This is a genomic window from Pseudomonas fluorescens (genome assembly GCF_000967965.1).
Lineage (GTDB): Bacteria > Pseudomonadota > Gammaproteobacteria > Pseudomonadales > Pseudomonadaceae > Aquipseudomonas > Aquipseudomonas grandcourensis.
In genome coordinates this window covers 1-20,454 of sequence record NZ_LACC01000035.1, presented here as the reverse complement: position 1 = coordinate 20,454, position 20,454 = coordinate 1, and the positions used below count along the sequence as shown (strand labels likewise).

The following is a 20,454-nucleotide window of genomic DNA, read 5'->3' as shown; positions in this document are numbered from 1 at the left end:
AGCTGGGTAAACCCGTTCTTTATCAGGTCATCAACTTGGCCTTTAAAGCCCCAATTCCAAGGCCAGCAAGTCCGACATCGGCTGCGGGCGTCTAATCAATCTGGCTTGCCTTTGCTCGATCAATACTTCCGGTAACAGGGGGCGGCTGTTGTAATTGGATGACATAGAGGCGCCGTACGCTCCCGCATCGTGGATGATCAGCAAGTCGCCAACCAGCGCCTCGGGCAGCAAACGCGGCGTCACCCCTGCTTCATCCTGCGTAAAGATATCGCCAGATTCACATAGGGGGCCGCCCACCACGTAGTCGTGCTCAGGGCGATTGATGGGAGCCCCCTCGGCATCCAGCAAGGTCATGTGGTGATAGGCGCCATAAAGGGCCGGGCGCATCAGGTCATTGAAGCCTGCGTTCACCAGGATGAAGTTTCGGCTGCCGACTTTTTTGACCGCGCGGACTTCGGTCACCAGACAACCGGATTCGGCAACCAGAAACCGGCCGGGTTCGATTTCCATCCGTACCGGATGACCAAGAAACGCTTCGATGTCCTGTCGGGCCTGACGCCATGCGTTGGCATAACGCTGGATGTCTACCGGCTCCTCGCCTTCGCGGTAGGGCGTGGAAAGCCCCCCGCCAATAGAAAACGCTTCGATATCGTGGTCGAGCATTTTCACGGCCGAGACCATTGCACAGCCCACCTGCTCCAGATGCGCGTAATCCACGCCCGAGCCGATGTGCATGTGCAATCCCACCAGCTTCAGCCCGAACTGCCGAATGACGTCGAGCGCTTCGTGAACCTGCTCATGCCAGATGCCATGCTTGCTGTTTTTACCACCGGTATTGGTCTTGCGGCTGTGACCATGGCCGAACCCTGGGTTGATCCGTAACCAGACGCAATGACCCCTAGAGCGTTCACCCAGTTGGCGGAGCATGTCGATCGACCCGGTATTTACCTCGATATTCAACTCGACCACGCGGCGCAGAGTCGCATCGTCGAACAGATCACAGGTAAAGACGATGCCTGCTGGTGTGCCGGCCGGGCTGAAACCTGCCAATAGTGCCCGCTCGATTTCACCCAGCGAGACGGCATCGACCCGAACGCCTTGCTCTCGTATCAAGCGCAGGATGTGCAGGTTGGAACAGGCTTTTTGTGCGAATCGAACGGTCTCGAAGCACGCCAGTTGATCGACGCGCGCCTTGATGGTCTGTGCGTCATAACACCAGAACGGGGTGCCATGTTCTGTGGCAATAGCGGCTAACTGCTGGAAGTCGGGCTGGTTGGGCATAGATATAGTCGATCTGATCTAGGGAGTGGAGACCATCATGCCGATTGCAGAGCATTCAATAAAATATCTTCTTTTTAGTTATCAATTCAGTTCTGATATGGCCTTCAAGCGATCAATGAAGGTTGGGTATGAACGTCTCGTTGCGGCATATCGAAGTTTTCCGAGCAATCATGCAAGCAGGCAGCGTCACGGGAGCGGCGCGCTTATTGTTGACCTCCCAACCGACGCTCAGCCGGGAACTGGCCCGGTTTGAAAGCCTTTCGGGTTTGCGCCTGTTTGATCGGGAGGGCGGTAAGTTGGTACCGACGGCTCAGGCAGTAATGCTGCTCGAAGAGGTCGAACGCTCCTATATCGGGTTGGAACGAATCAATAGCGTTGCGCAATCGATCCGTCGTTTCGAACATGGGCAACTCAGCATCACCTGCCTGCCGCTGTTTTCTCAGACGCTATTGCCCAACGTTTGCAAGCAGTTTCATCAGCAGCATTCGGGCATAGGCTTGAGTATCACCGCGCAGGAATCGCCCTTGCTCGAGGAGTCTCTCAGCGCACAGCGTCACGACCTCGGCTTGACCGAAAGTGAACATGTGCCAAGAGGCACCCGAGGGGAATTGCTCTTTTGTGCCGACATGGTCTGCATACTGCCAGAGGGGCATCCTTTGCTGTCCAGGTCGCTTCTGGCAATGGAGGACTTTCGCGGTGTCAATTTCATCAACCTGTCGGGCCTGGACATTTATCGTCAAAAGCTCGATGAGCACTTTCGTCTCGCTGGTGTCGATCGGCACACCGTGATCGAAACCACCAATGCCGCGTCGGTCTGTGCCATGGTCAGGCAACAATTGGGCGTGGCGATCATCAACCCATTGAGCGCCGTGCAAGAGTCAGGCAGGGGATTGGCTATTCGGCCAATCAACGTGTCCATTCCCTACCGAGTCATGCTGATAAGGCCTGATTTTCGACCTTCCTCAGTTTTCGTTGACGCCTTTTGCAAGGCACTGAGAGTTGAGGCGTTGAGTCTTGCCAGTGCCCTGGACAAGAGAATGGCGGGGGCCAGTCAGGTCGATACTCAGTAGGTTTTCTACATCCAGGTTTTGAACATAAGGAAGCCGGCAACCACAATGCATACAGCAGAAAAGCCCAGCTGTATCGATTTGGCGGGAATCCTGAGGGAGAGGACTCTTCCCAGCAGCATCCCGCTGACACTCGCAGCGATAAAAACGCCGCCCGTGACCGTTATGTGGGCTCCTGCATGAATGGCGCCTGTCACCGCAACAGCCGAGATCAAGGCGATAGTCATAAGTGAGGTCGCGACGATACCATGCATGCGGATGTCTGAAAGCTGTTGAAACGCAGGCACGATCAAGAACCCGCCTCCCACACCCAGCATCCCGGTGAGCAGCCCTGAAAGTGAGCCGACTACGGCAAGGCTTGCTGAGCATTTCGGTGTCCAGCGCAGTCGGCCGGTCTGAGGGTTGATCATGCAATTCTTTTCTTGCCAGCACTGCTGATTGTCGGCGGCCTTAGCCGAGTTGCCGTTCGCCTGTCGAATCATGCGTATCGCCACAATGACCATGACCATGCTGAACAGGGACGTCAGTACGGTGTTGGGCAGCAGATGGGCAAAGTACACGCCCAAACGCGAGAACACCGCCCCCAATAATGCCATCAGCAGGGCAGCCCGATAACGTACCAGACCTTTCCTCAGACCATCCACAGCCCCTACAGCTGCCGCTGCGCTGACGGCAAACAGCGCAACGGGCGCAGACTCAGTCATTGACCATCCCAAGCCGATCACTAGCGCCGGTACGGCCAGAATTCCACCCCCCGCACCCGTCAGGCCGAGAATGATGCCTATAGCGATCCCGAATATTCCACTCAGCAGCATGCTGGCTCCTCATTCGACCTTGGAGAGTTTGGTCAACCACTCACGGCCTTTGAGCATGCCGTTCCAGTAGAACCAGGGCAGGAACCGGGCCTTGAGGAACCATGCACTTTTTCGGGCAACCGTAGCGTCCAGGGGAAATGTGGGCAGCAGTTTCCCGCCGTAGCCGAACTCTGCCAGCACGACTTTGCCTTTTTCGACGGTCAGCGGGCATGACCCATAGCCGTCGTAGCGCAGCGGCATGGGCTGGTTGTCGCGTGCTGCCATGAGGTTCTCGGCGACGACGACGATTTGCTTGCGTGCAGCGGCAGCGGTCTTGGCGTTACTGGTGGAGCACACATCACCGAGCGCAAATACGTCCGGATAACGGCTGTGTTGCAGCGTCCCCGGATCCACTTCACACCACCCGGCGGCGTCGGCCAAAAGGCTTGTGCGGATGAAATCGGGGGCGACCTGTGCGGGGACGACATGGAGCATGTCGAAGGTCTTGGCCTGGCGAATGACTGCGCCGTGTTCGTCCTTGCTTTCAAACCAGGCTGTCCGGCTGGGGCCGTCAACTTTGACCAGGTTCGAGCCGAATACCAGCTGTGCTTGATACTTCTCGATGTATTTCATCAGGGGAGGGACGAAGGCCGGTACGCCGAACAGCGCTGCGCCAGCGAGATTGAACTCGACCTGCATATTCTGCAGAACACCTGATTTTTGCCAATGATCGCAGGAAAGGTACAGGGCCTTTTGCGGAGCGCCGGCACATTTGATCGGCATGCCGGGTTGGGAGAAGAGGGCCTTGCCTTTGCGTAATCCCTGCACCAGTTGCCAGGTGTAAGCGCAAAGGTCATAGCGGTAGTTGGATGTCACCCCGTTCTTGCCCAGGGTTTGCTCCAACCCTTCGATTTTCTCCCAGGCAAGCCTAAGCCCGGGACAGACGATAAGGTTTCGATAAGCGACGCTTTTGCCGTTACTCAGCTTTAGACGTTTTCCGTTCGGCAGGACTTCAACCACCGCAGCCTTGATCCAGGTGGCCCCGCGCGGGATGACGTGCGACATGGGCCTGACGGTCTTGCGAGCGTCATAAGCCCCTCCACCGACCAGCGTCCAGGCCGGCTGATAATAGTGCTGGTCATTGGGTTCGATGAGCGTGATCTGCAGATCGGGAGCACGCTTGAGCAGGCTTGCCACGACACCAATGCCTGCCGACCCGCCACCAATGACGACGACGTCGGCAGTGATATCGGGGCGTCCACGGGCATCTTCTGTCCCAGAGGCTGTTGCGTTTTGATTGAGCGTAGTCATCTGCATTCCATTTGATTGATTAAATGGGATATTTCAGTCGTTCTGCCTAAGTTCCGATATTCATTCAGAACATGTTGAGCGGTATCTTCAAATAGCTGATGCCATTGGCGCTGGCCGCAGGTGTCTCACCGGCTCGCATGTTGATCTGCACCGACGGCAGCAGCAGCCTGGGTTGGTTCAGGGTCTTGTCGCGCGCCGTGCGCAGAGCGACGAAATCAGCCTCGGCGATGCCCTTGCCGATATGGATGTTGTGCGCGCGCTCTTCGTCCACTGTGGTCTGGTGGCAGTAGGCGTCGCGGCCAGGCGCTTTGTAGTCGTGGCATATGAACAGTCGCGTGCTGCCCGGTAGCTGGAACAGACGGCCAATCGAGCGGTACAACTGGTGTACGTCGCCGCCAGGAAAATCGCAGCGGGCGGTGCCACAATCGGGCATGAATAACGTGTCACCGACGAAAGCGGCATCTTCGATCAGGTACGTCACGCAGGCCGGGGTATGGCCAGGCGTGTGCAGCACACTGACAGCCAGGGCGCCGACATGGAACGTTTCGTTGTCGGCGAACAAACGGTCGAACTGGCTGCCGTCCGGGCTCCAGTCATCGTCGGCGTCGAACAGCGTGGCAAAGGCCTTCTGCACCTGAGGAATACGGTCGCCAATGCCGATCTGTCCACCCAGTTGACGCTTGAGGTAGCGGGCAGCCGAGAGGTGGTCGGCATGCACATGGGTTTCCAGAATCCACTCCAGTGTTAGCGCGTTGGCGCGCACATGCTCGATAAGGAGTTCGGCACTTGAATACGAGATACGCGCGGCGGCGGCATCGTAGTCGAGCACCGGATCGATGATCGCGCAGTGCCGAGTCACCGGGTCGATGACCAGGTAACTGTAGGTACAGCTCTCGGCGTCGAAGAATTTCTCAACATGAAATTGCATGGTCATTGCCTCCATTCTCAAGGGGGCGGCCATCGAGCCTGCCCCCTGTACTCCATTCAGCAGGCTTGCGGCATACCACTCTCGACCCAGGGCGAGCGGATATCGGACAGGAATCGCTGCGCGCGAGGGTGTTCAGGGCGCAGGAAGAAAGACTCGGGCGTTGCTCGTTCGAGCACCTTGCCTTGATCCATGAAGATCACTCGATCGGCCACTTCACGCGCGAAACCCATCTCATGGGTGACGCACACCATGGTCATGCCTTCCTTGGCCAGGCTTTTCATTGCTTGAAGCACTTCGCCGACCATCTCAGGGTCCAACGCGGAAGTGGGTTCATCGAACAGCATCACCGGCGGGTTCATTGCCAATGCCCTGGCGATGGCCACGCGCTGTTGCTGGCCACCCGATAACTCGGATGGGTAAGCGCATGCCTTGTGGGCCAGCCCTACACGGTCCAGCAAGCTCATGGCCAGATCGTCCGCTTCCTTGGCACCCAGCTTGCGCAGGCGACGCGGAGCCAGCGTGCAGTTCTCGAGAACGGTGAGGTGGGGAAACAGATTGAACTGCTGGAACACGAAGCCAATACCGCTGCGCAAGGCGTTCACGCTGACGGAGCGATCATAGATATCCACGCCATCGATAAAGATATTCCCGCTCTGGATGGCTTCCAGCCGATTGAGCGTGCGAATCATCGTCGACTTGCCGGAGCCGGACGGACCGCAGACCACGACCACCTCACCCTTGGCGACGGTTTCGTTGATATCAGCCAGAGCATGGTAGCTGCCGTACCACTTGTTAACGTTTTTCAGTTTGATCATGGGATTAAACCTTTGCAGTTCGGACAGCGAGACGTCTTTCCAGCCAGAAGGCGAAGCGCGACAAGCTGAAACACATAGCGAAGTAAGTGAGGCCAAGTACGGCATAGACCTGGACCGGCTTGGTGAGCAACTGAGCACTGATCTGGGAGGCGACGAACGACACTTCCGAGAGGCTGATGATGTAACCCAGCGAGGTCTCCTTGATGGTGGAGACAAACTGATTCACCAGCGAGGGCAGCATGTTGCGAAAGGCCTGGGGCATGATGACCAGGCGCATTGTCGCCAGGTACGAAAAGCCGAGTGAACGGGAGCTTTCCATTTGCCCTCGAGGCAATCCAAGAATGCCTGCGCGAATGATTTCTGCGAGGTATACCCCATCAAAAATCACCAAGGCAGCCAGCATGGTGCCAAATTGCTCGGTGCGTTGACCGGTCAGGGTTGGCAGAAGGAAATAGGCCCAGAAAATCACCATCAGCAAGGGTGTGCCACGCAGTATGTACACCACGCTTGTGACCGGCACACGCAACAGCCGGTACGGGCTGATGCGGCAGAGCGCGAGCAGTACCCCGACAGGAAAGGCCAGCACCAGGGCCAGCGCTGCCAGGATCAGCGTCATTGCCAAGCCGCCCAAGGGGCCGTTTGGGTACTGGCCAATCAGGTAGAAAAGCCCGTAGTTGTGGATGATATCGAGCATCGTCAGGCACTCCGGACGGGATAGCGTTGCTGGTACCAGCTGGACAGCAGTGTGATGATGATCGAGACGCCGACATAACCTACCGTGGTAACGGCGTACGATTCGAAACCCCTGAATGTGGAGCTTTCCACCTGCTGGGCCTGATACATCATTTCAGCGACGCCGATCACCATGGCGATGCTGGTGTTCTTCCACAGGTTAAGTGTCTGGCTAATTAGCGGTGGCACTGTTACCCGCAGTGACTGCGGGAGGATGACTAGGCGCATGGTGCCGAGGAAGCCAAAGCCCAGGGTCCGGCCAGCCTCCATTTGTTCCTTGGGAATGGAACGCAAGCCGCTGCGGATGTCCTCGGACATGTAGGCTGCGGTGTAGAGCACCAGAGCGATAACCGCACTGACCGCTTCGATATTGTGTTCGTAGATCCATGTCTTGATCGGGGTTGGCAGCAGCTCCGGTGCCCCGAAATACCAGAACAGCATGTGTGCCAGCAGCGGGACGTTGCGTATCGCTTCCACATAAGTGATCGCGATTGCCCGGAGTGCAGCGTAAGGGGCCATTCGCAATACAGCGATGACGATTGCCAGCGGTAGGGCAATGGCCAGCGAGATCAATGCGAGTTGGATGGACAGCAGGAAGCCATTGATGAGCCACTCGTGATACTGCCCGGATAGCACAACCGATAAATCAAACGTATTCATAACTAGGCCCGTGGCCCGACCCCAAGGTCGGGCCCTCAATGAAGTTAGTTGATTTGGTCGGTTTCGATCTTGAATGAGCGACTGGCGAATTTCATGTTGGTCTCAGGGCCAAACCACTTGGTGAAGAGCATCTCAGCCTTGCCAGACGACTCCAGATCGCGCAGCGTCTTGTTCACCTGCTCCTGGAAGGCGGGTTCTTCTTTTCTCAGGCCCAGCGCAATGTGCTCGGTGGACAGGGGCGTTGGGAGAATCCGAAAATCTTTTGCCGCATCACCCAGCTTGGCGAAGTTGCCGGCCAATGAGGTCTCATCGTTGGCGTAACCCAGTCCTTTGCCCTGTTGCAAGGCGAGCAGGGCTTGAGGGTTGCTGTCGAACGATACGATCTGGGCGTCAGCGATCTTCGCGCGGATGCTCTGCTCCATGGTGGAGCCTTTGATCGTCAAGATTTTCTTGCCGTCCAGTTGGTCGAGTTGATTGACGCCACTGTCAGTCTTGACCATGACTTTCTGACCCGTGATGAATGTCGAAAGGGAGAAGTTGATCAATGCTTCCCGTTCTTTGTTATGGGTCAGGGAGGCAGCCAGAAGATCGACACGGCCTTGTTGTAATTCAGGAATCCGTGCGGCGACGGTCAACTGCTTGAGTACCGGTTTGACCCCGATGGTCGCGGCAATGGCGTTGCACATGTCGACGTCGTAACCGACGATCGCGCGAGACGCTGGGTCCTTGATGTAACTGAATGGCTCGTCGGTGCCGAGCACACCACAGACTAACTCACCCTTGGCCTTGATATCGCTGAGTTGATCAGCTGCAGCAGAGAAGCTGGTTGCCAGCGTCAGTGCCAGTACTGCGGTTTTCCAGTGTTTTTTGAGCATGCGGTTCGTTTGCATTTTATAGACCTTATTGTTTGATAAACGGAACGCCGGTTTTCATGAAACGTCAGTGCAGTGGACCTCAATAGCCTCTTGTGGGTGGAGTGGGAATTTCTGTTATTCGACGTTGGTCGTGGGTAGCCGCACAAAGCCCGCATTCAAATCGGCGATCAGATCGTCGACATGTTCCAGGCCGATGGAGAGTCGGATCAGGTTCTCGCTGATGCCCAGGCTGATTTTCTGTTCATGGCTCAACGAGTTGTGCGACATGCTGTAGGAGTGGTTGATCATGCTCTCCACCCCGCCCAGGGAATCGGCCAATACAAAGATCGACAGCTGTTCGATGAAGGGTGCTATGGCCTTGCGATTGGCCTTCAATTTCAACGAGACCACTGCGCCGCCAGAACGCATCTGGCGTTTGCACAGCTCGTGCTGCGGATGGCTTTCCAGTCCGGGGTAGTACACCGCCTCTACCTGCGGGTGCTGGTTGAGGTAGCGAGCGATCTGTAGCGCATTGCTGCACTGGCGCTCCATGCGCACGTCGAGGGTCTTGAGCCCACGCAGGGCGAGGTAGCAGTCGAACGGTCCCTGGACTGCTCCAATGGCCATGCTGATGCCGCGCAGGCGGGTGAACAGTTGCTCATTGGCTGCCACCACGACTCCACCGATCAGGTCGGAGTGCCCACCAATGTATTTACTCGCTGAGTGCATCACCAGGTCGACGCCGTGCTCGATCGGACGCTGGTTCCAGGGTGAGCAGAAGGTGTTGTCGACGCAAGTCAGGATGCCGTGGGCACGGGCAAACTCTGTCACGCACTGGATGTCCACCAGCTGCAGCAGAGGGTTGGTCGGTGTCTCGATCCAGATCAGCCGGGTGTTGTCGCGGCGACTGGCGGCCAGTGCCTCAAGGTCATTGAGGTCGACGTAAGTGGTGGTGAGCCCGGACGTCTTGCTGCGGTAATCTTCCATCAGGCGGAAGGTGCCCCCGTAGACGCCCGCCATCACGATTACATGGGAGTCTTTGGGCAATAGCTCAAGCACGGTGGCGGTCGCAGCCAGACCCGAAGCGCAGGCCACGGCTCCAAAGCCATGCTCCAACTGCGCAATGCAGCTCTCATAGGCATGTCGGGTTGGGTTACCCACTCGTCCATAGGCGTAGTCTGGGTTGTCGTCAAGGCTGCGCTTGATGAACGAACTGGAGGTGACGATTGCCGGGAAAATGGTGTTGTCGGCATAGGTCGACTGTTCGCCAGCGTGGATCACTTGGGTCGAAAAGTTGCTCTTGTTCTGGCTCATAGTCAGTCGTGACTCACGTGTATTAAAGGTAGCAATCGAGTTGTTTCGCATAGGGTGTGATGTCGCCGATGTGGCGAGCGACCCAGTCGCGGTCGTAATAGGTGTCCAGATAGCGTTCACCGCTATCGCACATCAGGGTCACGATAGAACCCTGCAGGCCTTGCTCCTGCATCCTCGATGCGACTTTGAGCGCGCCCCACATGTTGGTACCGGTGGACCCCCCTGGCTTCCTCCCGAGTATTTTCTCCAGCCAATAAAGGGTGGCGATGCTGGCCGCGTCGGGGATCTTGAGCATGTCGTCGATCACATCTGGCAGGAACGACGGCTCGACCTGGGGACGACCGATGCCTTCTATGCGACTGCCTTTGCTGCCGGTAAGACTTGAGTCGCCTGTTCGATAGCTGTCATAGAAAACCGAGTACTCGGGGTCCACCACGATCAGTTGAGTGTCATGACCCTTGTAACGGATGTAGCGGCCGATGGTGGCGGTAGTGCCGCCAGTCCCTGCACTCATGACCACCGCGTGGGGAATGGGGTGCGCCTCGCCGGTCATTTGCTGGAAGATACTGTCGGCAATATTGTTGTTGCCACGCCAATCCGTTGCCCGCTCGGCATAGGTAAACTGATCCATGTAGTGCCCTTCGCTTTCGCGTGCCAGGCGCTGCGCCTGGGCATAGACCTCTGACGAATGATCAACGAAGTAACAGTGCCCGCCGAGCAGCTCGAGCTGCTCTATCTTTTTGCTCGCGGTGTTGCGCGGCATGACGGCGGTGAAGCGCAGGCCAAGCATTTTGGCGAAGTAGGCTTCGGACACAGCAGTGCTGCCCGAGGATGCCTCGACCACATGGGTACCCTCTCGGATCTTGCCACTGCAAATGGCATGTAGAAAAAGCGAGCGCGCCAGCCGATGTTTGAGACTGCCAGTTGGATGTGTGCTCTCGTCCTTGAGGTAAATGTCGATGCCCTTCAACCCTGGAATTTCCAGCTTGTGGATGTGGGTGTCGGCGGAGCGCAGCAGATCGCAGGAGATACGGCTGACTGCTGTACGGATCCAATCGTTCACAGAGTTTCCCTCGCCCCGACAGGCGTCAACGGCATAAGGACCATCGCCTGAGGCGTGGCGAGTGTGGCGATGATCTTCTTCATTTTTGAGTGGCTCCAAGCACGGTTTTTATGGTGTAAATCCTACTGCCACCCACTCGAAATTTAATTTCCATTTCTTCAGTTCTTAGGCTATTTTTTAGAAAAAATTTCTACGAACTCACAAATAAGAAGAAAAAATGGATAGCTTTGATCGCCACATCCTCTCCCTCCTGCAACGCGATGCCGACATGCCTATCAAAGATCTGGCTGAAGCCGTCAACCTTTCAACGACCCCCTGCTGGAAGCGGATCAAGAAACTCGAGAAAGAGGGCTATATCAGGGCCAAAGTAGCCCTGCTGGACCCAGTGCTACTGGGTCTTGGGTTATCGGTGCTGGTGCAGGTCAAGACGCAGCGTCATGACAAGGTCTGGCTGGATACATTCGCCAAGACCGTGTCGCAGTTCGAGGAAGTGATGGCGTTCTATCGGATGTCGGGAGACTGGGACTATATGTTGCGCGTTGTGGTCAGCGACATTGCAGCCTATGACACTTTCTACAAGAAGCTGATCACGAGCGTCGACGGACTTTCCAACATCACATCAAGCTTTGCCATGGAGCAGATCAAGTACACGACGGCGCTGCCTTTGCCTCGATAATCTGCTGTTTTTGGCAGGTGCATCTGCCACAAAGCAATTTCTGACAGGACAGCGGTGTACCTGTTACAAGCCCGCGTCCTGCCCACCCATTCTGCTGCTACCGCTCTGGGAGTGGGACGATTACCGAAAGCGATACACGTTCCGACAACTTTCTATTGTTGGACGTCCATCGCCCCGAGGAATTTTGAGTACCTTCAGAGCGCCATTCCATCCAAATACGCTTTCTCATTATCGGGTTTTAACGAAATCGACCGTTTTGGAGAATGATATTTCTCATTCCACGAAAAACCTGACAAAAATTGAAAAAATCATACTCCCCCTTCTGATTACACTCTTTCCATCACAAACAGGCTCAAAAACGATGCCTACGAGGGCGGTGCGTTTATGAGCGATGAGTCTTGATCGCAAACTCAGAAAGGTGCGGCTTATGTCTTATTCCAGCTATCACAAAAAAACTATCGGAAGCCATGCGTTGCACCCTGAGACATTGATGATGTCTTATGGTTACGACCCGTTCCTCTCGGAAGGCGCAGTCAAACCACCGGTTTTCCTGACCTCCACCTTTGCGTTTCGCACGGCTGAGGAAGGTGCAGAATTCTTCGATGTCGTGTCGGGTCGTAAACCGATTCCGCAGGACTCATCAGCTGGCCTGGTCTACAGCCGCTTCAATCATCCCAACCTAGAAATCGTCGAGGACCGCCTGGCGCTGCTGGATGGCTCAGAAGCCGCCGCAATTACATCCAGTGGAATGTCCGCCATCAGTGCTGTTTTGTTTGCGTTTCTGCGCCCAGGCGATCAACTGGTGCAATCGGCACCGCTGTACGGTGGTACTGAGACCCTGATTAGCAAAATTCTCTCGGATTGGGGCATCGGCTCGCATGGTTTTGACGACGGCCTGTCCATGCAATCCATTGCAGATGCACTCGAAACTGCTGCCTGCAAGGGGCGAGTTAGAATTTGTTATATCGAGACTCCGGCTAACCCGACCAATGCACTGATCGATCTGGAAGGGTTGCGCAAGGAAATAGACGCTTTCGAAACGCGCCATAGCTACCGGCCATTCATTGTCTGCGATAACACCCTGCTCGGGCCTATCTTCCAGAAGCCGGTGAAACACGGTGTTGACCTGTGCGTGTATTCGCTAACCAAGTATGTGGGTGGACACAGTGACCTTGTTGCCGGAGGCATCACGGGCACCAAAGAGCTGATCAGCAAAATACGTAGCGTTCGCAGCTCGTTCGGCTCGCAACTCGATCCACATTCCTCATGGATGATCTCCCGCTCGATGGAAACGCTCGTCCTGCGCATGAAAGAGGCCGCAAGAACCGGCACTGTGATCGCTCGCTGGCTGGCCAGCAACCCCCACCAGAAAGTCGTCGTTCTGCATCCAGAGCTTATTGAGGATGGCAGCTATCAGGAGGTCTACCGCCGGCAATGCACGGGCCCTGGCTCAACCTTCTCATTCGTACTGGACGGCGGTCGCGAACGGGCCTTCCGCTTTATCAACGCCCTGCATCTTTTCAAGTCGGCTGTCAGTCTCGGAGGCACTGAGTCCCTGGTTTGTCATCCAGCTTCGACCACACAATCGGGTGTGCCGCAGGCTCTGCGCAGTAAAGCAGGGGTGTCCGAGGGGTTGATCCGGATCTCGATTGGCCTCGAGCACGAGGAAGATCTGATCGCTGATCTGGATAATGCTCTGCGTCATTGCTGAGCACCTGAGGAAAACAATGAGAAACTGAAAAAATAGGCTGACGGGGGACTGAGTCTGAACAGCAAATGGTAGATATCAATCCCCCGAAATACTGGGTTCGCTGGAGGTGTTTGATACGTCGACCTGTCCACCAGCACGAGACATTGTACTGCTGACTGTGGTCGGCTTGCTGGTGACAGTGGTCATACCTTCGGAATATGCCGCTGATCATCCTTGCCCAAGAGGCCTTGGCGGATGCAGCTCCGCCGCAAGCAATAGCTCCAGCTCCAGCTCCAGCTCCAGCTCCGCAGATTGCGCAAATCCAACCCGCTGTACAACCTGCAACTCAGCCAGTCCGAAAGTCGACTCAGCACTAAAAACAGATCAAATACCCGCTCCAACAGAACCTCAACTATCTACGCGGCTGTGCCGGACTACTTCCATAGTTCTTTCCTGCGAACCTGAATGTAGAACACTAGTCAATTCATACCCCCCCGCAGCACGCTGCATTTCCATCGCGCGTAGTAAGTTGATGGAGTGAACGACTGCTACTGGCCGATTGCTGCCTGTCGTTAAGGGCTGATTTCGACTGTGGATTCAACCGAAAGCAATCGGTTGCGGTCAGCTGATTTCGGCCTGGGCTGACTCATCGTAAAGATCGTCAGATCAACAGTAAGGTGGGGTCGCCCACCTCTTGATACTGCAGTTTCCAGTACGATTTAGTGATGTTTTACGGCTCTAATCCGCATCAGTATGTGTAAAAGTATGAGTGCTGCGACGGGCGCAATTACAATCACGGCGGACCTTGGTGACAAGTCGACTCCCAGCAGATGGACGCCCGAATACAGCAATTTCAACAAGCTCAGCACGTAGTACGTGATGGCAATAATGGAAAGGCCTTCAACCGCCCGCTGAATCTTGATCTGAGCATCGGCCCGGGCGTTCAGGCTTTTCAGGATTTCGGCGTTCTGTTCTTCCATCTCTACCTGTACGCGCGCCTGCAAAAGGTCACCTAGATTGGCCACGCTCTTGGCCAGCACATCGAGCCGTTGTTCCGTCACGGCGCAGTACCTTACCGTCGGTTTGAAGCGTCGCTCAATGAGGATTCCCAGGCGCTGGTAGTCACCTGCGCGATTCTCCCGCAATTCTGCCAGTCGTTCGAATACGAGCTGCGCGTAAGCTTGTGTGGCACTGAAGCGATGCCGGTGCCTGGCTGAGAGACTGACGACTTTGGCCGACAACGCTGCAATTTCTGAAAGCAGTTTTTTTGCATTGCTGGAGTCGGGCGCAGCGTTTCGCTCCGACAGGTCGACCAGGGTTCTATCGAAGGCATCGAGTTGCGAGCTCAATTGCTTCGCTGTTGGAAGCGCAAGCGAGGCCATCATGCGATAGGTTTCAATCTCGAGTAGCCGGCGAATCATTCGACCTTGGCGGTAGGCGTTGAGGTGAGTGTTGATGAACAAAAATCTGTTTTCACCGCATTCGCTCAGCCGGAAGTCGCTCCACACCGCCGCATCGCCACCCCCGATGGACGAGCCGCACGGGTCCTTGAATCCGTACGCCGCATGATCCCCCTCCCATGAGTCATGGTTGCGCACCACAATTTGCACGCTGTTGATCAGCAGCTGGGTGTAAGGGCTGATCTTTGCTGCCAGGGCCTCAGGCAAGGAAGTCCAGTGCGGGCGAACCGTGTTCGCGGTGACGACGTAAGTAAGGGTAAAGAACTCCGCATGTCGCTCCCATTTCAGCCAATGCTCGTCAAACCTGGTGATGCCTTGGGGGATTTCACCACTGACCGGTTCGTCGTAGAGGCTGTTGAGCAGTGCCTGTCGCTCATTGTCGCTGCCCATGACGGCCAGGTGAAAAACATAAGCCGGCTCGCTGAAGTACAGGGAAGGGCGGGCGTGCAGTTCGTCATGAAGCGTATGTCGTAACGGGTGCATAGTGCTTATGCCTTGAGCGCTGAGTCTCTGCTGCAGACAATGATGCCCAGGGCAAAGTGAGTCAGGGCATCCGTGAGTTTTTGTTCCGGGACGTCAATGATTTGCCAGAGGGACTGTCCGTAAAGCATGCCGATGACGGCCTCTGTGATCAGGCCTGTGCGGTCACTGATGCAGCCAGTTTCGCCACACTCGGCGGAAACGATGGCCTTCAGCAGGGTGGCGTAGCTGCTCTTCAGCTGATTGATCTCCTGTTGTTGATCATCGCTGAGGTTGACGAACTCCCGTGTCACCAGCATTAGCCGATGTTTCTCGGTCAGGTTGAACACCACAAATGCGTGCACAAAGCGCTGGAGACGGTCGCGGTGCGTCCGGGCTCCCCGCATGCGGCGCTTGGTACCGGCCAACAGGTCGGAGACCGCGCCTTCGATCAGTTCGAACAACAGGCTTTGTTTGTTCTCGATATGGTTGTACAGCGAGCCGGCATGCAGCCCCAACTGGCCAGCCAGGTCACGCAGGCCGATGGCCTGGTAGCCGCGCGTTGCAAAGAGTTCCAGTGCAACATCGAGCAGGCGGTCGCGGGCACTCGGGGCGGGGTGCTTCGGTGTGTTTGCGGCAAGCATAGGAGGTCAGGCGCTCTGCGTTGAGAGAAGTGCAGTGGCGGTCCTGCTGGACCGCCCTGCCGTGAGTGTGTAATCAGGCTGGATTGGCTTCTTCCGGAAGAATCAGCTGCGCGGGAATCCGTTGCGTCGAGTTACGCGCCACCCAGTAGTAAATGAGGGCTGGTACGGTTAGGCCGATCAACCACGAAATGTCCGTCCCACCCAAGGTTTCAACCAAGGGGCCGGTGTAGAAACTGGTGGCAATGAAGGGCATCTGAATCACTACGCCGAGGGCGTAGACTGCTATGCCGGTGACATTCCAGCGTCCGTATCGACCATCCGGATTGGAGAGGGCGGGGATGTCATAGCGCTCCTTGGTCACCAGATAAAAGTCAACCAGGTTGATGGCGCTCCAAGGCGTGAAAAAGGCCAGCAGGAACAGGATGAACGCTGAGAAGTCATGAAGGAACGAATGCCTCCCCAACAGCGCCAGCGCCGTGGCGAATCCGACCATGACCAGGATGTAGATCAACCGCACGGTTTTGGAAATTTCCTGGTTGCCTCTGAAACCGCTGATGATGGTAGCCAGAGACATGAAACTACCGTAGGCGTTGAGCGTGGTAATGGTCACCTTCCCGAACACGATACTGAAAAACAGCAGTGACGCGACGACGCCGCTGGCCCCCATGCCGACGATGTAGGACACCTCGTGGCCGGCAAACTGATCACCCGCCAAGGCGGCGACGAATACACCGAAGACCATGGAGATTTGAGTGCCGATCACTGAGCCCAGGCCCACAGCCAAAAAGGTTTTCCAGGCCGAAGTCTTTCTCGGCAGGTAGCGCGAATAGTCAGCGACATAGGGGCCGAATGCGATCTGCCAGGAAGCAGAGAGTGATATTGCCAAGAGAAAACTGGCCAGTGAAAAGTGTCGATTTCCAAGCAGCTCGCTGATGTCATGAGCTGACAGCAAGCGGTAGAACAAGTAGAAGAAAGACACCACGCCAATTAGGCTCGACAGGCGTCCGATCAAGTGGATAGTCCGATAGCCCAGCACTGTGAGCACAACGATCATCACCGCGAAAATCAGGATGCCAGCGGCGTCACTGACATTGACCAGTTGACTGATGGCCTGGCCCGCAAGCACCGAGCCGCTGGCAGAAAAGCCCACGTACATCAGGCAGACCAGGACGATAGGGATAACGGCGCCGTAGACGCCGAATTGCACGCGACTGGAGATCATCTGCGGCAGGCCCAACTGGGGGCCCTGAGCGGCATGCAGCGCCATGATTGCGCCGCCCAACAGTTGCCCGATCAACAAGCCAATCAGCGACCAGAACACATCGCCGCCCAATACGACAGCCAGTGCACCAGTGACGATCGCAGTGACTTGAAGGTTGGCGCCGAACCACAGGGTGAACTGACTGAGCAGCCGGCCATGGCGCTCGGACTCAGGTATGTAATCGATGGATCGCCGTTCTATATACGTCTTGCGCTGCGCACTTTCTTTGGTGGCGGACATGGCAGTTCCTCTCGGGCGTCGTACCGTACGACAGCCTTCTCGTGGGGGAGTGACTCAGGGGAGGGCCTGTTAAACAGGCCCGGTTTTTCGCTCGATCAGCGCTGGGCGTCGAGCAAGCTTCGCGAAATGATGATTTTCTGCACTTCGGACGTGCCTTCGAAAATGCGCAGGATCCGTGCGTCGCGTACGTAGCGTTCCAGTGGAAGGTCGCGGATGTAGCCATAACCGCCATGGAGCTGGAGCGCTGCATCGGTGATGAAACCGGCGCATTCGGCGGCGACCAGTTTGGCGGTGGCCGAGTCCAGGCTGAAGCGTTCACCGCTGTCGCGGCGGGCGGCGGCTTTCCAGGTCAGCATGCGGGCACCTTCCAGCTGTGCATACATGTCGGCGAGACGCCACTGTGTGCCTTGGTAGGCGGCAAGCGGCTTGGGGCCGATCTGCCGTTCGCGGACCCAGTTCAAGCTCGCTTGCAAGGCGGCATTGGCGATCCCCAAGGACATGGCCGCCACTTCAACGCGACCCCGGTCCAGCACCGCCATTGCCGTGTTGAAGCCGGCACCTTCGATGCCCAGCAATGCCGATTCGGGCAACCAGCAGTCCAGGGCCAGCTCATAGATCGTGCTGCCACGCAGTCCCATGGTTTTTTCCGGACTGGAGAAGCTGATCCCTACCGTTCCCTGGGGAATCATGAAGGCGCTGATGCCCTTGTGGCCGGCTTCAGCGGCGGTCTTGGCATAGAGCACAATGAAGCCTGCTTCGCGGGCATTGGTGATGTAGTGCTTACTGCCGCGCACCCGCCAACCACCATCTTCACGCTGCGCACGGCAGCGCATGTCGGCCGGGTTGGAGCCTGCTGCCGGCTCCGTCAGTGCGAAGGCGCCGAGTAATTCTCCGCTCGCCGCGCGAGGTAGCCACTCCTGTTTCTGTTCTTCGGTGCCGCCGATCAGGATCGAATCGGTTGCCAGGAAATGCGCAGTCAACGCCGATGCAGTGGAGGCGCAGGCGCCAGCCACGGCTTCAACGACGCGGCTCATGGCCAGGCTGCCAATGCCCAGTCCGCCGTACTCTTCGGGCAAATTGATACCCATGCCACCCAGCTCGGCCAACGCCTGCAGGCTTTCGGCACAGAATGTCTCGGTTTCGTCGTAATGCTGGGCGCGCGGCTGGATCACCTCGCGAGCCAGTTTTTCAGCGGTTTCGACAACGGCCAATTCGACCTGATCTAATTCAAAGTTCATGGGAAAGCTCCTGTTTGTTCAGTCCGAAAGCATGGTTGTCGGCGCCGAGGCGTGGGGCGTGAGTGACTGCGTGGGGTTTGCGGCCATTGAAGAAAACAGGTTGCGGTACCAGCGGTTGCGCGGAGCCTTCGGGGTGAATCAGCAACTGTCGTACTTGGGCCTGTTCGCTGCTGGCGGCCTGGGCGAGGTTCCACACCGGGGAGGACGGCACGCCCGCCTCGAGCAGGATGTCGCAGACCTGCTCAACGCTCATTTGCTGCGTCCAGACTTCGATTTCGGCGCGTAGCGCCGGCTCGTTGAGTGTGCGTTGCGGGTCATCGGCAAAGCGTGGGTCTTTGCCAAGTGCTGGCTTGCCCAGGCATTCGCATAACCGTTGGAAGAGCTTGTTGCTCGCCACGGCGATGACCACCTGGCCGTCCGCGGCGCGGTAAGTGTCAAAGGGGGTCGAAACCGGGTGGCGGTTGCCCACCAACCCAGGCGCAACGCCATTGGCGAAGAGATTGGACAGGCCGGTCATTTGCAGGCTGAACAACACATCGAACATGGCGACGTCGATGTACTGGGCGCCGGGTGCATGCCGTTCGCGAGCGAATAGCGCGGAGCTGATGGCCCAGGCCGCATAAACGCCGGCGCAAAGATCACCGATGGCTTCGCCACTGCGTGTAGGGCCTGTCTCTGCAAAACCTGTGACGCTCATTAGCCCCGACATTGCCTGGGCGACGATGTCATAGGCCGGGTTAGCCGACAGCGGACCATGCTGGCCGAAACCGGAAATGCTCGCGTAGATCAGCTTGGGGTTGTATTGCTTGAGGGTGTCGAAGTCGATACCCAGGCGACGCGTCACGCCGGGACGAAAGTTTTCCACGACGACGTCTGCGTCACGGACCAGCTCATATAGCCGGGCACGATCAGCAGTGGACTTGAAGTCCATTTCGACACTGCGCTTGCCGCGATTGATCAGGCCGAAATAGACACTCTCGCCATCCTTGAAGGGGCCCAGGTGACGGCTGTCATCGCCGTGGTCAGGGACTTCGAATTTAATGACGTCGGCGCCCAGGTCGGCGAGCATGGCCGTGCAATGCGGACCGGCCAAAACGCGGCTCAGATCAAGCACGCGAATGCCTTGGAGTTGTTGGGTAAACGGACTGCTGCTCATGGTGCAGGCTCCTCGATTCCGGGGCTTAGACGTTGCCGATCATCGGTAGGTTGAGGCCTTGTTCCTTGGCGCAGTCGATCGCGATCTGGTAACCCGCATCGGCGTGACGCATGACACCGGTGGCCGGGTCGTTGTGCAGCACGCGAGCGATACGCTCGGCCGCTTCGTCAGTGCCGTCGCAGACAATCACCATGCCCGAGTGCTGGGAGAAGCCCATGCCAACGCCGCCGCCGTGGTGCAGGGAAACCCAGGTCGCGCCGCTCGCTGTGTTGAGCAGAGCGTTGAGCAGTGGCCAGTCGGAGACGGCGTCGGAACCGTCCTGCATCGATTCGGTTTCGCGGTTAGGGCTGGCCACCGAACCGGAGTCCAGGTGGTCGCGGCCGATCACGATGGGCGCGGACAATTCGCCGCTGCGCACCATTTCGTTGAACGCCAGACCGAGCTTGGCGCGCAGGCCCAGGCCAACCCAGCAGATACGTGCCGGCAGACCCTGGAAGCTGATGCGCTCGCGGGCCATGTCCAGCCAGTTGTGCAGGTGGGCGTCGTCCGGGATCAGCTCTTTAACCTTGGCGTCGGTCTTGTAGATGTCTTCAGCGTTGCCCGACAGTGCAGCCCAACGGAACGGGCCGATGCCACGGCAGAACAGCGGACGGATGTAGGCTGGTACGAAGCCCGGGAAGTCGAATGCGTTTTCCACGCCTTCTTCTTGGGCCATCTGACGGATGTTGTTGCCGTAGTCGAAGGTCGGTACGCCCATTTTCTGGAAGTCGAGCATCGCTTTGACGTGCACGGCCATCGATTGCTTGGCGGC

Annotated in this window: 19 protein-coding genes; 3 read left to right on the top strand and 16 right to left on the bottom strand. The window is 57.1% G+C overall.

Annotated elements, in window-relative coordinates:
* Window positions 1–42 precede the first annotated feature (42 nt).
* Window positions 43–1,281: a diaminopimelate decarboxylase gene (gene lysA / locus VC35_RS24480; protein ID WP_263287104.1), complete on the bottom strand. Its 1,239-nt coding sequence runs from the start codon at window positions 1,279–1,281 to the stop codon at window positions 43–45.
* A gap of 128 nt (window positions 1,282–1,409) precedes the next feature.
* Here lysA and VC35_RS24475 point away from each other — a divergent pair, with 128 nt between their 5' ends.
* Window positions 1,410–2,351 carry a LysR family transcriptional regulator gene (locus tag VC35_RS24475; protein WP_046043106.1) on the top strand — a complete coding sequence of 314 codons (942 nt, stop codon included), beginning with the start codon at window positions 1,410–1,412 and terminating at the stop codon, window positions 2,349–2,351.
* A gap of 5 nt (window positions 2,352–2,356) precedes the next feature.
* Here VC35_RS24475 and VC35_RS24470 read toward each other — a convergent pair whose 3' ends face one another.
* The 9 genes from VC35_RS24470 to VC35_RS24430 form a co-directional block, all read right to left on the bottom strand.
* A complete protein-coding gene (locus VC35_RS24470) occupies window positions 2,357–3,163 on the bottom strand; it encodes a sulfite exporter TauE/SafE family protein (RefSeq protein ID WP_046043104.1) in 807 nt (268 codons plus the stop codon).
* Window positions 3,164–3,172: 9 nt separating this feature from the next.
* Window positions 3,173–4,453, bottom strand: coding sequence for an NAD(P)/FAD-dependent oxidoreductase (locus VC35_RS24465; RefSeq protein ID WP_046043103.1), 1,281 nt, complete (start codon window positions 4,451–4,453; stop codon window positions 3,173–3,175).
* Window positions 4,454–4,517: 64 nt separating this feature from the next.
* The gene (locus tag VC35_RS24460) at window positions 4,518–5,381 is read right to left on the bottom strand and encodes an MBL fold metallo-hydrolase (protein ID WP_046043123.1); all 864 of its coding nucleotides are present in this window, start codon (window positions 5,379–5,381) and stop codon (window positions 4,518–4,520) included.
* Between the two features lie 56 nt (window positions 5,382–5,437).
* Window positions 5,438–6,196: an amino acid ABC transporter ATP-binding protein gene (locus tag VC35_RS24455; protein WP_046043102.1), complete on the bottom strand. Its 759-nt coding sequence runs from the start codon at window positions 6,194–6,196 to the stop codon at window positions 5,438–5,440.
* A 4-nt stretch (window positions 6,197–6,200) separates the two neighbouring features.
* Complete coding sequence (locus VC35_RS24450) at window positions 6,201–6,890, bottom strand: amino acid ABC transporter permease (protein WP_046043100.1); 690 nt, start codon at window positions 6,888–6,890, stop codon at window positions 6,201–6,203.
* 2 nt (window positions 6,891–6,892) lie between these two features.
* A complete protein-coding gene (locus tag VC35_RS24445; protein ID WP_046043099.1) occupies window positions 6,893–7,588 on the bottom strand; it encodes an amino acid ABC transporter permease in 696 nt (231 codons plus the stop codon).
* Window positions 7,589–7,632: 44 nt separating this feature from the next.
* Window positions 7,633–8,478: an ABC transporter substrate-binding protein gene (locus VC35_RS24440; RefSeq protein ID WP_046043098.1), complete on the bottom strand. Its 846-nt coding sequence runs from the start codon at window positions 8,476–8,478 to the stop codon at window positions 7,633–7,635.
* A 99-nt stretch (window positions 8,479–8,577) separates the two neighbouring features.
* Complete coding sequence (locus VC35_RS24435; RefSeq protein WP_080925383.1) at window positions 8,578–9,756, bottom strand: trans-sulfuration enzyme family protein; 1,179 nt, start codon at window positions 9,754–9,756, stop codon at window positions 8,578–8,580.
* Between the two features lie 22 nt (window positions 9,757–9,778).
* Window positions 9,779–10,819 (bottom strand): PLP-dependent cysteine synthase family protein, encoded by a 1,041-nt coding sequence (locus VC35_RS24430; RefSeq protein WP_046043096.1) that lies wholly within the window; start codon window positions 10,817–10,819, stop codon window positions 9,779–9,781.
* 217 nt (window positions 10,820–11,036) lie between these two features.
* Here VC35_RS24430 and VC35_RS24425 point away from each other — a divergent pair, with 217 nt between their 5' ends.
* Together VC35_RS24425 and VC35_RS24420 are read left to right on the top strand one after the other, a co-directional pair.
* Complete coding sequence (locus VC35_RS24425; RefSeq protein WP_046043095.1) at window positions 11,037–11,495, top strand: Lrp/AsnC family transcriptional regulator; 459 nt, start codon at window positions 11,037–11,039, stop codon at window positions 11,493–11,495.
* 427 nt (window positions 11,496–11,922) lie between these two features.
* Entirely contained in the window at window positions 11,923–13,206 is a 1,284-nt protein-coding gene (locus VC35_RS24420) for a cystathionine gamma-synthase family protein (protein ID WP_046043094.1), read from the top strand.
* Window positions 13,207–13,904: 698 nt separating this feature from the next.
* Here VC35_RS24420 and VC35_RS24415 read toward each other — a convergent pair.
* The 6 genes from VC35_RS24415 to hutU form a co-directional block, all read right to left on the bottom strand.
* Window positions 13,905–15,128 (bottom strand): DUF3422 domain-containing protein, encoded by a 1,224-nt coding sequence (locus VC35_RS24415; RefSeq protein ID WP_046043093.1) that lies wholly within the window; start codon window positions 15,126–15,128, stop codon window positions 13,905–13,907.
* 5 nt (window positions 15,129–15,133) lie between these two features.
* Window positions 15,134–15,748 (bottom strand): TetR/AcrR family transcriptional regulator, encoded by a 615-nt coding sequence (locus VC35_RS24410; protein WP_046043092.1) that lies wholly within the window; start codon window positions 15,746–15,748, stop codon window positions 15,134–15,136.
* Window positions 15,749–15,821: 73 nt separating this feature from the next.
* Entirely contained in the window at window positions 15,822–17,249 is a 1,428-nt protein-coding gene (locus tag VC35_RS24405) for a purine-cytosine permease family protein (protein ID WP_046043091.1), read from the bottom strand.
* A 95-nt stretch (window positions 17,250–17,344) separates the two neighbouring features.
* Complete coding sequence (locus VC35_RS24400; protein WP_046043090.1) at window positions 17,345–18,487, bottom strand: acyl-CoA dehydrogenase family protein; 1,143 nt, start codon at window positions 18,485–18,487, stop codon at window positions 17,345–17,347.
* Window positions 18,477–19,556: a CaiB/BaiF CoA transferase family protein gene (locus tag VC35_RS24395; RefSeq protein WP_404942374.1), complete on the bottom strand. Its 1,080-nt coding sequence runs from the start codon at window positions 19,554–19,556 to the stop codon at window positions 18,477–18,479. The genes VC35_RS24400 and VC35_RS24395 overlap by 11 nt, the downstream gene beginning before the upstream one ends.
* A 112-nt stretch (window positions 19,557–19,668) precedes the next feature.
* Window positions 19,669–20,454, bottom strand: a 786-nt coding sequence (hutU, locus tag VC35_RS24390; RefSeq protein WP_046043087.1) for a urocanate hydratase, incomplete at its 5' end; no start/stop codon positions are given.